Source organism: Pseudonocardia sp. MH-G8 (genome assembly GCF_002262885.1).
Classification (GTDB): Bacteria; Actinomycetota; Actinomycetes; order Mycobacteriales; family Pseudonocardiaceae; genus Pseudonocardia.
This window is the reverse complement of record NZ_NKYF01000032.1, coordinates 67,300-81,350: the sequence shown is the minus strand read 5'-3', so window position 1 is coordinate 81,350 and position 14,051 is coordinate 67,300. Positions and strand designations below refer to the sequence as shown.

17 protein-coding genes and 1 pseudogene are annotated in these 14,051 nt (G+C 72.2%); 13 read left to right on the top strand and 5 right to left on the bottom strand.

Annotation, left to right across the window (positions count from 1 at the left end):
- Window positions 1-2: 2 nt before the first annotated feature.
- A complete protein-coding gene (locus tag CFP66_RS40595; protein ID WP_094930684.1) occupies window positions 3-431 on the top strand; it encodes an NADAR family protein in 429 nt (142 codons plus the stop codon).
- A 417-nt stretch (window positions 432-848) separates the two neighbouring features.
- Here CFP66_RS40595 and CFP66_RS40590 read toward each other — a convergent pair whose 3' ends face one another.
- The 4 genes from CFP66_RS40590 to CFP66_RS40575 all read right to left on the bottom strand — a co-directional run bounded on the left by CFP66_RS40590 (window position 849) and on the right by CFP66_RS40575 (window position 4,168).
- The gene (locus tag CFP66_RS40590; RefSeq protein ID WP_094930683.1) at window positions 849-1,280 is read right to left on the bottom strand and encodes a hypothetical protein; all 432 of its coding nucleotides are present in this window, start codon (window positions 1,278-1,280) and stop codon (window positions 849-851) included.
- Window positions 1,281-1,515: 235 nt separating this feature from the next.
- Entirely contained in the window at window positions 1,516-2,130 is a 615-nt protein-coding gene (locus tag CFP66_RS40585) for an AAA family ATPase (protein ID WP_158228411.1), read from the bottom strand.
- The gene (locus tag CFP66_RS40580; RefSeq protein ID WP_094930681.1) at window positions 2,127-2,843 is read right to left on the bottom strand and encodes a 3'-5' exonuclease; all 717 of its coding nucleotides are present in this window, start codon (window positions 2,841-2,843) and stop codon (window positions 2,127-2,129) included. The genes CFP66_RS40585 and CFP66_RS40580 overlap by 4 nt, the downstream gene beginning before the upstream one ends.
- Window positions 2,840-4,168 carry a radical SAM protein gene (locus tag CFP66_RS40575; RefSeq protein WP_198962008.1) on the bottom strand — a complete coding sequence of 443 codons (1,329 nt, stop codon included), beginning with the start codon at window positions 4,166-4,168 and terminating at the stop codon, window positions 2,840-2,842. The genes CFP66_RS40580 and CFP66_RS40575 overlap by 4 nt, the downstream gene beginning before the upstream one ends.
- A 290-nt stretch (window positions 4,169-4,458) precedes the next feature.
- Here CFP66_RS40575 and CFP66_RS49600 point away from each other — a divergent pair.
- Window positions 4,459-4,614: pseudogene (locus CFP66_RS49600) on the top strand (IS1634 family transposase); the annotation flags it as partial.
- 177 nt (window positions 4,615-4,791) lie between these two features.
- Here the strand turns inward: CFP66_RS49600 and CFP66_RS40565 are convergent.
- The gene (locus CFP66_RS40565; RefSeq protein WP_094930680.1) at window positions 4,792-5,478 is read right to left on the bottom strand and encodes a prepilin peptidase; all 687 of its coding nucleotides are present in this window, start codon (window positions 5,476-5,478) and stop codon (window positions 4,792-4,794) included.
- A 184-nt stretch (window positions 5,479-5,662) separates the two neighbouring features.
- On the opposite strand from CFP66_RS40565, the gene CFP66_RS40560 reads away from it, so the two are divergent.
- From CFP66_RS40560 to CFP66_RS40515, 11 genes are all read left to right on the top strand, one after another.
- A complete protein-coding gene (locus CFP66_RS40560) occupies window positions 5,663-6,190 on the top strand; it encodes a hypothetical protein (protein WP_233160119.1) in 528 nt (175 codons plus the stop codon).
- Between the two features lie 227 nt (window positions 6,191-6,417).
- Window positions 6,418-7,173 carry a hypothetical protein gene (locus CFP66_RS40555; RefSeq protein ID WP_233160118.1) on the top strand — a complete coding sequence of 252 codons (756 nt, stop codon included), beginning with the start codon at window positions 6,418-6,420 and terminating at the stop codon, window positions 7,171-7,173.
- 137 nt (window positions 7,174-7,310) lie between these two features.
- Window positions 7,311-8,012, top strand: coding sequence for an SAF domain-containing protein (locus tag CFP66_RS40550; RefSeq protein WP_094930679.1), 702 nt, complete (start codon window positions 7,311-7,313; stop codon window positions 8,010-8,012).
- Window positions 8,009-8,890 (top strand): chromosome partitioning protein, encoded by an 882-nt coding sequence (locus CFP66_RS40545; protein WP_094930678.1) that lies wholly within the window; start codon window positions 8,009-8,011, stop codon window positions 8,888-8,890. The genes CFP66_RS40550 and CFP66_RS40545 overlap by 4 nt, the downstream gene beginning before the upstream one ends.
- Entirely contained in the window at window positions 8,887-10,383 is a 1,497-nt protein-coding gene (locus CFP66_RS40540; protein WP_094930677.1) for a CpaF family protein, read from the top strand. Before CFP66_RS40545 ends, CFP66_RS40540 begins: the two co-directional genes overlap by 4 nt.
- Window positions 10,380-11,390 (top strand): type II secretion system F family protein, encoded by a 1,011-nt coding sequence (locus CFP66_RS40535; RefSeq protein WP_143517546.1) that lies wholly within the window; start codon window positions 10,380-10,382, stop codon window positions 11,388-11,390. Before CFP66_RS40540 ends, CFP66_RS40535 begins: the two co-directional genes overlap by 4 nt.
- Window positions 11,387-12,325, top strand: a complete 939-nt coding sequence (locus CFP66_RS40530) for a type II secretion system F family protein (RefSeq protein ID WP_094930676.1) — start codon at window positions 11,387-11,389, stop codon at window positions 12,323-12,325. The genes CFP66_RS40535 and CFP66_RS40530 overlap by 4 nt, the downstream gene beginning before the upstream one ends.
- A gap of 33 nt (window positions 12,326-12,358) precedes the next feature.
- Window positions 12,359-12,607, top strand: coding sequence for a hypothetical protein (locus tag CFP66_RS47580; protein WP_143517545.1), 249 nt, complete (start codon window positions 12,359-12,361; stop codon window positions 12,605-12,607).
- Window positions 12,604-13,041, top strand: a complete 438-nt coding sequence (locus tag CFP66_RS40525; RefSeq protein WP_094930675.1) for a TadE/TadG family type IV pilus assembly protein — start codon at window positions 12,604-12,606, stop codon at window positions 13,039-13,041. The genes CFP66_RS47580 and CFP66_RS40525 overlap by 4 nt, the downstream gene beginning before the upstream one ends.
- Window positions 13,038-13,502, top strand: a complete 465-nt coding sequence (locus CFP66_RS40520; protein ID WP_094930674.1) for a TadE/TadG family type IV pilus assembly protein — start codon at window positions 13,038-13,040, stop codon at window positions 13,500-13,502. The genes CFP66_RS40525 and CFP66_RS40520 overlap by 4 nt, the downstream gene beginning before the upstream one ends.
- Window positions 13,499-13,951 carry a pilus assembly protein TadG-related protein gene (locus tag CFP66_RS40515; protein ID WP_369805272.1) on the top strand — a complete coding sequence of 151 codons (453 nt, stop codon included), beginning with the start codon at window positions 13,499-13,501 and terminating at the stop codon, window positions 13,949-13,951. The genes CFP66_RS40520 and CFP66_RS40515 overlap by 4 nt, the downstream gene beginning before the upstream one ends.
- Window positions 13,952-14,051 lie beyond the last annotated feature (100 nt).

Below are 14,051 nucleotides of genomic sequence, written 5' to 3'. Positions count from 1 at the left end.
CAATGGCCATCAACTTCTACACGCCGACCTTCTACGTGTTCAACAACTTCTCCGCGCATGCCGTTGAGTTCCGTGGAAAGCTCTACCCAACTGCCGAGCATGCCTACCAGGCCACGAAGTGCGCCGACCCGCAAGGCAAAGAGGAGATCCGCAATGCCCGCAGCCCCTTGCTGGCCAAGAGTTTGGCCAACGAAAAGTACAGGGGTGCCAGGGATCCCGACTGGGACAGCAAGAAGCTGGCCGTAGTAGAGGAGATCCTGCGGGTCAAGTTGGCGCAACACGCCGAAGCACGAGAAGCCCTAATCAAGAGCAGCGGCGAAGAAATAGTCGAGGACTCGCCGACCGACTACTTCTGGGGTGCTGGCGCCGACGGCTCCGGACAAAACCTGCTAGGCAAGACATGGATGAAGATCCGCGAGGCGGCCACTTGATCCATAGCACGGCGGCCGCGCGAGGATGGTCCGATGCGCTCCCGTGGTACCCGTCATCGGGCGCGTCAGGGCTTCTGCGCGACCGGGGTTTGCAGCGCTAACTCATGGCGGGCTGGCCGCGGCACATGGCTGACCTGGCCGCGCTGGGGTCGCTATCGCCGGGCTGGGCGGCTGCGGGTCCGCCCCTACGTGCATAGCAGTCGCGGCAACGAGGCCCGGGGGGTGCGGCGAGGGCGGCGGCGAGGATGGCACGGCCGCAGAAGGTGGGGTAGCGGCTGCCGTGCTCGGCGATGGTCCGATCGAGGTCGGCGGTGCTGATGAGATGGGTGCGGCTGTCCGTGGCGCTGGTCAGCGGGATTGGCGCCTCCTGGGTCGTTGTCGCTGCTGGGAGTGGGGTGCGGCGGCGCAGGAGCCGGATCACGTCAGTGCTCCGAGCCGGACCGGGGCGGGATGGACCTCCCGGCGGTAGCCGGTGTCGGGATTGCGGTGCCAAACGACCGTCGCCGTCGTTTCGGCGGGGCCGCGTGCCGTGGCGGTGACGCCGAAGTCGGTCAAGTCGGGTCGGTCGAGGTCGTGGTGGGTGTCGTGGGCGGTGCGCAGGGGGGCGAGGAGGTTGGTGGGGCCGGCGACGCGGGCATCGTGTTGGCCGTGGCGCTCGGTGTCGTGGTTGATCTCGGCCCAGCCGCCGTCGGGGGAGCGCAGGTAGGTGGCGGCGTTGCCGTTGGCGCTGGTGCGGACGGCGGCGGTGGTGCCGGGGGGTAGATGGAGTCGCGCGGCGGAGAACCTGGCGCGGACGCTGCCGGGGTAGCGGGGCGCGCTATCGGTGCCGGCGGGGCAGGAGGTGTTCATCGTGTTCCTCCCGCAGCTGGGAACCATCCGAGGAATGAATGCGTGGGGGAAGGCTGTTCGTGGGGCATTGTTGCCGGGTTCATGTGATCCATCAGAACGGCGGATAGGTACGAGTGGCAACGGGGCAACTGTGCGTTTTCCGGGGTTGCCCCCCACTGCGGTTCGGCTCCGAAATAATGAATTGCTCGATGAATGGCTCCGGGATTCGGGCCACCGAGTGGCTAGGAATTTGGTGTCAGATGGTGGCGAGGTCATCGCCGGTGTGCTGGGTGAGCGTGAATGCGGTGGCGCGGGTGATGGCGGTGTCGTGACCGTCGATCGCGAGGAGTTCGTAGCCGATTCCCAGGTCGTGCAGCACGGTCGCGATGTGGTGGTCGGCGAGGCGTCGGTAGCGGATGTTGTCGTCGCGGGCCTTGTTGGTGCCGAGCGGGACGGTGTGGTCGAGCTCGGTGCGGAAGATCAGGTCGTAGTGCATGGAGTGCTGTGCAGCGAGGGTGCGCAGATGACCGAGCAGGGTCGGGTCGGGGGTCTCGCCGCGGTAGATCAGGGCGGCAAGGTAGTAGCCCAGTGCGTCGGGAACGGGGCGGTCGACGAGCAGGACGTCGGCGTGAGGCCAGGTGGCGAGCTCATTGCTGATTCCCCGCGTCATGATCCACAAAGTGGAGGTGTAGGTGTGGGAGTGCAGGATCGGGAGCCCGATCTGTTGGGCCTGTTCGCCGAGGTCGGCGACGGTGGCGACTTCGAGGTCGTGCTGGCGGAGTCGGTGGGCGAGTCGGGCGAGGAAAGTGGACTTCCCGGTCGAGTGCGCGCCGGTGACCGCAATGGTCAGCGGCCGTTCCACGCCGCTCACCACAGCCCCTCCGTCTCCCCGTTTCCTGACTGCCCTGCAGCGCCCGCCGACCCGGAGGTGCCCGGTGGTTGCGGGGGTGCCGGGTCGGGGAGGCAGGCGGCGGTGAGGAGTTGATCCCAGGTGAGGCCGCCGCCGCGGACCAGGGTGATGAGCAGGGCGGCCGTCATCCAGGTGTCGTATCCGGCACGGTGACGTCGGCCCTGGGTCGATGCGGCGCCGAGGGCGCCGGTGATGTTGGGTGGGGTGAGGGCGGCGTGACGGATGAGGTTGTCCAGGCCGTAGCCACCCGGGAGTGCGGGCCAGACCGTCTTGGCCAGGCGCAGGGTGTCGAGCATCAGCGGCGGGCGCCAGGAGGGCAGGTGGTCGGCCAGGACGCGGCGTTCGACGGTGGCGTTGTGGGCGATGACGACCCGGTCACCGAGCACGGCCGCGACCTCGGTGGCGATGTCGGTCCAGCGGGGTGCGATGGCGACGTCGGCGTTGGTGATGCCGTGGACCCTCCCAGTGACCAGTCCGGTGATCGGGCGGGTGGGCCGGACCAGCCAGGTCCGCAGGTCTGAGGTGGACACGTCACGGTTACTGCCCAGGGAGAGGATGGCGATCTCGACGATCTCCGGGGGTTGTTGACCGTTGCCTTCCACGTCGACGACCACGACGTCGCGGCCGGTGATGTCGGCTCGCCAGGGAAAGGCCAGGCCGGGGACCTCGCTCATCGCGTGTTCACCTCCTGAACGGTGGCGGTCTCGGCCGCCGGGATGGGCGTGGCGGTGGGCCAGCCAAGGTCGGCGCGGCCGTGCCGGCGAGGGTGGTGAGGCTTGGCGATGTCGTGGACCTGGTGGCGCAGGGTGTGTTGCATCAGGTAGCGGCGCTGCTCGTCGAGCCCGGACACGATCACCGCCCGGTCGGCCACCTCGACCAGCGCACCCCCGAGCCCGGCGGCCATCACCGCCACATCCGCGGCAGCCGGGACGGTCGCGGCGTCGGTGCAGCGGGCGAGCTGGGCGGTGGGGCAGATATCGCACAGCTCGCGGATCCCGACGTGACCGTTGTAGTCCGGTAGACCGTGGGCGTAGCTGACCGCGCAGCTGGTCTTGCGGAACACCGGCGACCCACCCGGCATGCGGGCCGCGGCGGCGGCCAGAACGCGTTGCTCGAGGTGTTCGGGGAACACCTTGCGACGCGCGGTGTGCTCATAGGGTTCGGGCAGGCCGTGATCGCGGTAGTAGGCCCGGATCTCGTCACGGAAGAACAAGCCGGTGAACACCGTCGCCTGCGCGTGCCGCGACAGCTCCATCGCGGCGGCGAGGTGGGCGTCGGTGTCGTTGAGGCCGGGCACGAGCGGGCGCCAGTACAGCACCACCCGCAACCGGCCGGCGTGAGCATGGGCGGTGCGCAGCGAGGCGCCGGCGATCTGAGAGTCGACCGGTTCGATCCGGTCGTCGTCGATGCCGGAGTAGGTGACCAGTAACGTCACCCGCAGGTTCTGCAACGCGTTCAGCGCGGCGCAGTCGGCCGCGTCGACCCGCCAGCGGGTGATGATCAGGACGTGGTTGGTCAGGCCGGCGTCGTCGAGCATCCGCAGCATCGTGAACAGGTGCGGCTTCACCGCGGGCAGCATCGGGTCGGTGGCCCGGTTGAGCAGTTGGATCGGGGTGACGTGCGGCTGGAAGAACCGGTGGGCGACCAGCAACTCGAACGCCGCCCGGTCCGTGGTGAGCGCGCGGGGGACCTTCATGGCGAAGTTGCCGAACAGGTGCCGCACGCAGTAGCCGCAGTCCAGCGGGCAGCCGATGATCCAGTTCAGGCTCAGCCCGGACTTGCGGTACTCCACCACGTCTAGCAGCGCCGGATCGACTGCGGCCCGGTCGTGGTAGGCGAGTGGTCGGACCCGGCCGACCCCGGTGTGGAGCGTCACGTCGTGGCCCTCCAGTCTGTACCTGGCAATGTGGTCGCGGATCGTGGAGAACCGCGAACTACATGTGATCAGTCGAGCTACGATCTCGACACGGGGCAACAACCCGCGGCCCTGTTGTTGCACCCCCCACTGGACGATCGACCCCCGGGAGCCAGCGGTGAGCGAGACCCGTCCGCCGTCACTGGCGACGTGTCCTCCGTCGCTCCGGAAGCGGCGGCGCTCACTCGGCGGGTGTCGAGCCGCGAAGCGGCGTGGACGACTGCTGACTTGACGGGGACCGCAGCGTCCAGCGATGACTCGGCGTCTCCCGCGACGATCGGAGCGGTCAGGGACGCGGCCGGCAGCGGGGGACACCGAGCTGGCGGCCGCGCACTTGGCCGAGGAGATCCGGCAACGCCGTAAGGCAGCTGGTCTACGTCACCAACCTGCCCACCTCGACGATGAGCGGGCAGGCGGTGATCGACGCCTACCACGACCTGTGGCAGGTCGAGAAGAGCTTTCGCATGGCCAAGTCCGACCTGCGTGCCCGGCCGATCTTTCACCGCCAGCGCGACGCGATCGAGGCCCACCGACCGTCGACGAGCACCGCGACGCCGTGGACGAGGGCGAACTCGGTCGTGTGTGCGGGGGTCGTGGCCGCCGGGTCCCGACGCCCACCGGTCCGGTGAGCCAAGGATCGCTGTCATGCGACAGATCCATGTCGGAGTCAACAGAGGGCAACAGCGATGCGCCGATTTGCTCCCGGCTCAGCCGCACACCAGAGCGACCAAGGCGCCGACGAGCAGGAGCGGCCCCATGGGCATCGCGCCGGGACGTCGTCCGACGCAGCGGAGGGCCAGCAGGACGACGGCAGCTCCCAGCCACGCGACCGCGGTGCCGGTCACGACCGCGGACCATCCCTGCCAACCCATCGCCATGCTGAGCAGTCCGCCGAACTTGACGTCCCCCGAGCCGAGACCGCCGCTCGACGCGAGAGCGACGAGGAGGTAGGCCAGCGCCACCAAAATTGCGGCGGCGAGCGCGGTGACGAGGTTCCCCCAGCGTTCGGTGTTGACCGCCTCAAGAGCGAGCAGGCCGCCCAGCACGCCGTAGCTCGGAACGACGAGGGACCCGGGCAGCCGGTGCTCGACGAGGTCGATCGCGGCCAGGACGACGCCGACGCAGGCGAGGAAGCCGAACGCCACGAGTTCGATCCCGTCGAAGCGCATGGCGAGGAGCCCCACCGAGAGTCCGGTCGCCGCCGCCGCGCAACAACCGATCACCAACCGACGGCGGGGAAGCGAATCGCGGTGCACGAGCAGGCGTGGGAGCGTCACCGCGATGAGCGTGCCGCCGAGCAGCGCGCCGGCAAGGGCCAAGCCCGCAGTGCCCCGTGATGCGAGGGGCACCGCCTCCTCGACGCAGACGAGCGAGCAGCTGCCCACCTCGCTCATGGTCCGAACGGGTGAACATCGTCGCGATCGCCTTCCGCATCGTGAAGTCCGTGCTCACGCACTTCGTTGTCCGTGCAGGGCGTGGGTGTACATGTGATCAGTATCGCCCGATGATCGGTGTCCGAGGTCGCCTGCGAGGAGGTGTTCGATGGCGATGGTCGGCAGATCCAGGCCCGGCCTGGTCGTGGTCCTCGTGCTGGTCGCCGGGTGCTCGGCGAGCACGCCGCCGGACGACACCGCTCCGCCTTCGGCGTCGGTCGCGCCTTCTCAACAGGCGTCTCCCGCGCCGTCGGCCGAGGAACTCGCGGGACAGGAGGCACTCGCGGCGTACCGCGGGATGTGGGCGGACTTCGTCGCCGCCGGAACCACTTCGGATTGGCAGTCCCCGGACCTGGGGCGGCACGCCACTGGCGTCGCGCTGACGAACCTCTCGCGCGGTCTCTACGCGGACAGCGCGAACGGTCTGGTGACTCGCGGAGCACCGGTCCTGTCCCCGGAGGTGTTGTCGGTCGAACCAGCTGGTGCGCCGGCCCGGGTAGTCGTGACCGACTGCGGCGACTCGACGAACTGGCTGAAGTACCGGGAGGAGGACGACTCGCTCGCCACGGACGGTCCCGGTGGGCGAAGGCTGATCAATGCCGTGGTGGAGCGGCAGTCGGACGGTTCGTGGAAGGTCTCCGACTACGGCGTCCAGGAACTTGGCTCATGCTGACGGCCCCGACGGCGATCGCCGCACTGGTCGCGGTGGTCGGCGCGCTCGCTCAACCCGCGCAGCAACCGCCGCCGCCGGGCGACGGCTGGGGTTCGGTGTCATGCTCGGAGACGCCGTCACCGGCGTGCGATCTCGGTGCGGGCTCTGGCGGGGGTTCCACGCCGGAGCGCGATCGGGCGGGTCCCGGCGCCTCCGGTCCGCGCGAGGGCGGGAGTTCAGACGAGGCCGTGGAGCCCGTCGACGGGGTGCGTTGCTCCTACGTGATCAGCGACTACCAGCCGCCCGGTGGCGGGCTGGTGCCCGCGTCGTTCGGCACATCGGAGCCACGCCCGGCCGCAGTGGTCGTCGTCCCGGTCGTCGCAGTGGTGCGCGAGCAGCAGCCCGACCCCGGTGAGGACGGCGCCTGGTATCTGTGGCGGTGTTCGGGGGACGGGTTCCGGGACTCGCTTTACCGGCCGCCGGTGTGGATCCCGGACGGTGAGCAGGCGACGGATGCGGCGGGGCCGTCACCTGCCGAGCTGGCCGCGCAGGCCCGGGAGCGTCTGCGGTTGCCCGATCCCGCCGTCGCGGCGAGTCCGGTGGGCGACCAGCTGGTGAACCTGCCGACGTGGCTGTGGCTCGACGGCGACTGGGCGCCGGTCGAGGCGACGGCGTCGGTCCCGGGGGTGTCCGTGACGGCGCGGGCGATCCCGGAGTCGGCGACCTGGGTCATGGGGGACGGCAGTGAACTCGTCTGCCGTGGCCCGGGTACCCCCTACACCGCGGGGGCCGACCCGGCGGCACCGTCGCCTGACTGCGGGCACACCTACCGGCGCTCGTCGGCGGGGCGGCCCGGCGAGGTGTTCACGGTGTCGGTCTCCGTGAGCTGGACGGTCACGTGGTCCGGCGCAGGGGACGGCGGCACGTTCCCTGGCCTCACGACCAGCGGTGGGGCCGCGTTCCGAGTCGCGGAGTCCCAGGCCCTGGTCACCGGAGGCGGCTGACCTCCGGCAGCACGGTATGTGGTCGGCAGTACGGCAAGCGACAGCAGTAGCCATATCGCGGCGACACGACGCACCGGACTGACGGGTGGTGCGGCGATCCGGCGCGCCCTCGTCACGACCGGTCAGGAGGTCCGGACATGCGCACGACCCTTCCTCCTCGCGAACCCCGCGAGGACGCGCCGCACGCCGGCGACTACCCGGAGCCCGACCCCTGGACGTCGACATCCCCTCCGGCCGCGCCGGCCGGTCGGCGCAGCGTGCCGCACCTGCTGCTCGGGATCCTGCTCGTGCTGGCCTGTGCGGTCGGCGCGCTCGCCCTGACACTGCAGTTCGGCGGCAGCCGGCCGGTGCTCGTCACCGCACGAGCGGTCACCGTCGGGCAGGTCCTGACAGCTGCGGACGTCCGGCAGGTCTCCCTGCCCGTGGACTCCGACGTTCGCGCGGTCGACGCGGACTCCGCACCGGCGCTGATCGGGCGACCGGTCGCGGTGTCGCTCCCCGCGGGAGCGTTGCTGACGCCCGAGTCGTTCGGCGGAGCCGGTGTGCTGCCGCCCGGCCAGGCAATCGTGGCGGTCGCGCTCGATCCCGGCCGGCTGCCACTGGAGGTCGCGCCCGGTGACCCGGTCTCGGTGGTCGCCGCCCCGGCCCCGGCGAACGGTGGAACTGAATCCGAGCGTGCCGCGCCGCGTTCGTGGCCGGGGGTGGTCGCGAGCGTCGAGCCGTCGGCCACCGGGCAGCTCACCGTCGTGTCGGTGCAGCTACCCGAGGGGCCCGCCCGCGAGGTCGCCGCAATGCCGCCGGGCCAGCTGGCCGTCGTGATGATCGCCGCGAGTGGGTGAGCGCGGTGCTGGTCGCGGTGGCGAGCGTGAAGGGGTCGCCCGGGGTGACGACTCTGTGCCTCGCGCTGGCAGCGTGCTGGCCCGAGCCGGCGAGAGCGATCGTCGTCGAGGCCGATCCGTCCGGGGGTGACATCGCGATGCGCTTCGGCCTGGCGCAGTCGCCGGGTCTGCTCAGCCTGGCTGCCGCCGCTCGCGGCGGGGTGGCCCCACACGGAAGAGGCACCGAGGACGCTCGGCTGCTCTGGCGGCACGCGCAGACTCTGTCCGGGAACCTGCCGGTGGTCGCGTCCCCGCCGGACGCCGCGCGCGCCCGTGGTGCCCTCGCGGTGCTCGCGGCCCCGGACCTGACGGGCGGCCTGGGCCTGGGCCCGCTGCTCGCCGCCGCCGCGCACCCGGGCGCGGTGCTGGTGGCCGACTGCGGCCGGGTCGACCCGGGGTCGCCGCCGGTGATGCCGCTGCTGCGCTCCGCGGACGTGATGGTTCTGCTGACCGGCGCGCATGCCGACGAGCTGGCACACCTCGCGCGCCGGATCCCGGAGATCGGAGCGTGGTCGCGGAATCCGGTCCTGCTCCTCGCGGGCGCCGGCCACTCGATCGCCGCGGTGGCCCGCGAGCTGGGCGTCGCCCCGCTGGCCCGGGTCCCCTTCGACCCACGGGGCGCGGCGGTGCTGTCCGGGCGGCGCAGCGTGCTGCGCTGGCACCACAGCGGGCCCGGGCGGTCCCTGCTGGGCCAGTGCGCCCGGGAGATCGCGGACCTGCTCGCGCCCCGCGCTCCCGTTCCGCCCGCCGGCCGGCGCCCGAAGCGCGCGGGCCGGCGTGCGACCGCGCGCCGCGACGACGGGCCGAACGACCCAAATATGGCAGGGAGGGCCTCATGACCGACAGCGGCGGGACCCGCCGGTCGAACCAGGCGTGGCGCAGCGAGCACGCGGAACCGGGCGCCGTGGTGCCGTTGCGCGATCGCGGCGCGCGACGAGGCGGACTGGTGCCGTTCGCTGACGGCTCGCTCGATGATGCGCGGGAGCCGCGGGGGCCGGCCGAGGCGGCGGAACGACGGCTGCGTGACCATGTCCGGTCGGTCCTGGCCGCCCAGCTCCCGGGCCGGGTGGAGGAGCAGCGGCGGCGCACCGGCGCCCGCACCACACCGGAGGGGCACCGGGCACTCGCGCGGGAGATCGTCGACGGCGCGGTGAACGCGTTCGCGGAGCGGGAGCTGACCGCCAACCGGCCCCTGGTGCCGCCCGAGAGCGAGCGGCGCGTGGTCGCCGAGGTGGTCGACGAGCTGTTCGGGATGGCGGGTCTGCAGCCGCTGCTCGACGACCCCCGGATCGAGACGATCAACGCGAACCGGTTCGACCGCGTCTTCGTCCAGTACGCGGACGGGCTGCGCAAGCGGGTAGGCCCGATCGCGCGATCCAACGACGAGCTGACCGAACTCGTGCGGCTGCTCGCGGCCCGCGCGTCCAGCCAGGAACGCCGCTTCGACCACGGCAGCCCGTCGGTCAACCTGCAACTTCCCGGCGGGGAGCGGCTGTTCGCGGTGATGGCGGTGACCGCGGGCGGGGTGACGTCGCTGTCGATCCGCCGTCACCGCTTCCCGCGCGTCACGCTCGACGATCTGCGTCTGCGCGGCACCGTCGACGACATCCTGATCCGGTTCCTGCGGGCGTGTGTGGGCGCGCGGAAGAACCTGGTGATCGTCGGCGGCACCGGCGAGGGCAAGACCACGCTGCTGCGCGCCCTGGCCGCGGAGATGGATCCGATGGAACGCATCGTGACCATCGAGGACGCCTTCGAACTCGGCCTGGAGACCGACCCGGACGTGCACGCCGACGTGACCGCGTTCCAGGCCCGAGAGGCCAACGTCGAGGGCGAGGGCGCGGTGACCCAGGCGGACCTGGTGCGGTGGGCGCTGCGGATGTCGCCGGACCGGGTCATCGTCGGGGAGATCCGCGGACCCGAGGTCATCCCGATGTGCAACGCCATGAGCCAGGGCAACGACGGCAGCATGGCCACGCTGCACGCCTCCAGCTCGGCGATCGCGTTCACCCGTCTCGCCTCCTACGCCGCGCAGGGCCCGGAGAGGTTGCCGCTGGAGGCGACCAACCTGCTCGTCGCCGGAGCGGTGCACTTCGTCGTCCACCTCGCCCGCGTCCCCGGCAGCCGGGGCACGCGGGTGGTCTCGTCGATCCGCGAAGTGGTCGGCGCCGACGGCCCGCAGGTCGTGTCCAACGAAATCTTCCGCCCGGATACCGATCGGCGGGCCCGCCCGGTGGCCGGGGCGATCCGCTCGGACACACTCGACGACCTGGCCGACGCCGGGTTCGACCCGGTGCTGCTCACCCGGGTTCGGGACGGGTGGCCGTCATGACATCCCCGGCGCGGCTCGCGCTGCTGCCCCTCGACCTCCCGACCGCCGGTGTGGTCGCGAACCCGGGCCGGACCGCGGTGGTCGCTCTGCTCGGCGCCGGGGTCGGGCTGGGCCTATTCCTGGTGGTCCTCGGTCTCATCCCGCGGGAGCCGGGCCCACCCGCCGGGGTCGTGTTCACCACCTGGCTGCGCGACCGCGGGTGGAACCGCCGCGAGGTGGTCGCGCGGGCGGGGGGCACGGCGCTCGCCGCGATCGTCACGGCAGTGGCCACGGGGTGGGTCGTCGGGGCGGTGCTCGTCGCCGCAGGCTGCTGGTTCCTGCCGCGGGTACTCGGGCCCGACATCGGGCACGCGCGGCGAGTCGCCCGCATCGAGGCCGTCGCCACCTGGACCGAGATGATCCGCGACACCCTGTCGGCGGCGGCCGGGCTGGAACAGGCAATCCTCGCGACGGCCCCACTCGCGCCCGCGCCGATCCGTGAGGAGGTCGCCGCGCTGGCGGCGCGCCTGGACCGCGGCGTGCGGCTCGTGCCGGCGTTGCGGCTGCTGGCCCGCGACCTCGCCGACCCGACGGCCGACCTCGTCATCGCGGCACTGGTGATCGCCGCCGAGCAGCAGGCCCGCCAGCTCACCGACCTCCTCGGGGCGCTCGCGGCGACCGCGCGTGAGCGGGCGTCGATGCGGATGCGGGTGGAGGCCGGGCGGGCCCGGTCCCGCACGTCGGTCCGGGTCGTCGTCGGCACCACGACGGCATTCGCGGTGGCCGTCGTGCTGCTCAACCGGCCCTACCTCGCCGCCTACGACTCGGTGACCGGCCAGACAGTCCTGCTCGGGGTCGGCCTGCTCTTCGCGGCCGGGTTTGGATGGCTCCGATCGATCGCTGTCGTCCCGGAGGCCGGCAGGCTGATCTCGGACGACGGCGACGGACCGAACGGCCCCGCGCCGCGGGAACCCGTCCGGTCCGGAGCCTCAGATCGGCGTAGGTCGGACGCCGGGACCGAATCATGACCGGCTGGGCGAGCACGACGGGTCCGACGGCACTGGGCTCGACGACGCTGTGGGCGGTCCTGCTGGGCGCCGGGTTCGGCGCGGGTCTGTGGGCGCTCGCCGTCTGGGCTCATCCGCCGCGGCCGACGTTGGGCCAGCTCCTGGCGCGCACTCTCGACGCCCCGGCCGTGCCCGAGGACATCGGGTCGCCGAGTGGTCGCCTCGCCCGTCTCACGGGCCCGTTGGTCGCGGTGCAACGTCGGGCGGGCCTGCCCGGTCCGCGTGCGGTGGCGGATCTCCGGGTCACCGGCACCCCCGCGGCGGAGCACCTCGCGGGCAAGGCTCTCCTGGCGCTGGCCGGGTTCGTGACCCCGACGATCGTCCAGCTGCTGCTCGCGGTGGCGGGTGTCCCGTTCGGGGTCGAGCTGCCGCTGATCGGCGGAGTGGTGCTCGCCACCGTCGGGTTCCTGTGGCCGGACCTGCGGGCCCGCGGACGCGCCACGGAGATGCGCGCGGACTTCCGGCACGCCCTGTCCGCGTACCTCGACCTCGTGTGGATCACCCTGGCTGGTGGCGCCGGGGTCGACAGCGCGCTCACCGGCTCGGTGACAATTGGGCAGGGCTGGGCCTTCGACCGGCTGGCCGGCGCGCTGTCGACCGCGCACCTGACCCGTGTGACCGCGTGGACGGCATTGCGGCGCCTGGGCGAGGAGATCGGCGTGGACGAGCTCGCCGAGCTGGCCGGCTCGGTGAGCCTCGCCGGGACCGAGGGCGCCCGGGTCCGGGCCAGCCTCGCCGCCCGGGCGGGTTCACTGCGGGCGCACCAGATCACCGACGCGGAGGCCCGGGCGCAGTCGGCGACCGAGCGCATGTCGCTGCCGGTGATGCTGCTGTTCCTCGGCTTCCTGACCTTCATCACCTACCCGGCGATCGGCCAGATCCTCAACGGGCTCTGAACGGCGACGCGGCACGACGACAGGAGGACGGCCATGGACGAGCCACCGGATCGGGAGTCGCGACTTGCGGCCGCGCAGGGAGTAGCGGCTCGCTGGTGGGAGGCGGTGCTCGTGGACGTGCGCGGGCGCTGGGCGACGGTGCGGCGAGAACCCGACGCCGGGTACTCGACCGAGACGGTGGTGGTCACCGGGCTACTCGTCGTCGCGGCCCTGATCGTCATCGCGATCATCGTCGCCAAGGTCACCGAGGCGGCCAACGGGATCAGCCTGGTCGGCGGATGACGTCGGCGGAGCCGGTAGGCGGACTGCTGCAGCGAATCCGGCAGGTCCTGCGTGACGACCAGGGCTCGGCCACTGCGGAGCTGGCCGTGGCGACGCCGTTGCTCCTGCTGATGTTGATGCTGATCGTGCAGTTCGCGCTCTGGTCACACGCGTCGCACGTCGCCCAGGCCGCCGCCGCACAGGGGCTCGGTGCGGCCCGCACGGTGGCGGGCACCGGAGCGGACGGGACCCGGGAGGCGAACGAACTGCTCGCGCAGCTCGCCGGCGGGCCGCTGGCCGACCCCGTTGTCGAGACCACCCGCGACGCCACCTCGGTGACCGTCGCCGTGAGCGGCACGGTCACCCCGGTCGTGCCGTTCCTCGTCCTCCCCGTCCGGGCGGTCGTCGTCGGACCGGTCGAACGCTTCACCTCCGACGAACGGCCGGTTGCATGACATCGCCGGGGCCTCGCCGGGGATCCGCGTGGACGCGGTGGTGGCGAGCCGAGCGTGGCTCGGCCGCCACCGAGTTGACGCTGCTGGCCCCCGTTCTGGTCATGGTGCTGGTCCTCGTCGCCGTGGTCGCCCACCGGGTCGTCGACGCTCGGCTGCGCCTGGACTCCGCCGCGCACCAGGCCGCCCGCGCGGCCAGCATCGAGCGGAGCGCGGCCGATGCCGAGCGGGCGGCCGACGAGCTCGCGGCCACCGTGCTCGGCTCGGCCGGACCGAGCTGCGCCGACCTCGCCGTCGCGACCGACACCTCGGGCTTCCGCGCCGGTGGCACGGTCACCGTCACCGTGTCGTGCTCGGTCGACCTCACCGGCGGGCTCTTGCTCGGCGTGCCCGGCCGCACGGAGGTCACCGCGACGGCCACCGAGCCCCTTGACACCTTCCGATCCACGGTGGTCGTGCCGTGACCCCGAGGTCGCGGTTCCGTCTCTGCGGCACGGCGTGGTGGCGGGCGGACGACGGGCGCGTCACCGCGTTCGTCGTGGTGCTGATGACCGGAATCCTCGCGCTGGCCGGTCTCGGACTCGACGGCGGCCTCGCCCTCGCAGCCAAGGTCCGCGCAGTCGGGCAGGCCGAGGCCGCCGCACGGGCAGGCGCCCAGGCCGTCGACCTCGACGCCTACCGCGCCACTGGGCGACTGGTCCTCGACGAGGTCCTCGCGGTCGCCGCCGCCCGGACACAGCTCGCTGCCGCCGGCGCGGATGGCAAGGTCTGGCTGCGCGACGGCGGGGTGGTCGTCCGGGTCACCGCCACCCACGTCCCACGCCTGCTGGGACTGGCCGGGATCACCGAGATGACCGTGAGCGGCGAGGCCCGTGCCGTACCGCAGGGCGGCGTGGGCACCGCCGAACCATGACCTCCGGACGCCCTGATCACCGAACAGCCCCGATCTCCGCGCCGCACCGACACCCGATTACATCGAGAGGAGCAGACGATGCTTCGCCCGTCACGGCCAG